The following is a 657-nucleotide window of genomic DNA, read 5'->3' as shown; positions in this document are numbered from 1 at the left end:
CCACTGGTTCATCCTAATTATCAGGGCCAGGATCTTGTGCTTCCTGACGACAAGAGTATTATCATCAAATACGCCGAACATCCCGATCTAGCCAATCAAATTGGCAATGATATCATTACAGCGAGTGGCACCACTTTGTTGGGTGCAGATGACAAAGCAGGTGTGGCCGAAATCATGGATGCTGCCCGTTTATTAATGAAACATCCTGAAATCAAACATGGTGATATCAAAATTCTTTTCACACCAGATGAGGAGATTGGCAGAGGTGTTGATAAAGCAGATTTGAAACGTTTAGCAGCAGATTTTGCTTATACAATGGATGGCGAAAGAGCTGGAACCATTGAGGATGAAACATTTTCAGCGGATGGAGCTACATTAACGATTCATGGTGTGTCCGTACATCCGGGCTTTGCTAAGGGTAAAATGCAAAGTGCCATCAAAATCGCCAGTGCGGTAATTGATGCACTACCAAAAGATCGACTTTCACCTGAAAGTACCAATACAAAAGACGGCTTTGTACACCCTGTTCATATCAGTGGATCTGTGGAAAAAGCTGAAATTCAATTTATCGTACGCGATCACGTTACAGCCAATCTAAAGAAACATGAAGATGAGCTGGAAGGCATCGCAAAATCGATTGTCGAACAATATCCAAAC

Annotated in this window: 1 protein-coding gene; it reads left to right on the top strand. The window is 42.5% G+C overall.

Translation table 11 applies throughout. The features are described 5' to 3' along the window. Positions 1–657, top strand: a 657-nt coding sequence (gene pepT / locus LE190_RS22200; protein WP_225240596.1) for a tripeptide aminopeptidase PepT, incomplete at both ends; no start/stop codon positions are given.

This window comes from Massilia hydrophila (genome assembly GCF_020208145.1).
Taxonomy (GTDB): domain Bacteria; phylum Pseudomonadota; class Gammaproteobacteria; order Burkholderiales; family Burkholderiaceae_D; genus Telluria; species Telluria hydrophila.
The sequence above is the reverse complement of the archived record's forward strand: the minus strand, read 5'-3'. Positions and strand labels throughout refer to the sequence as shown.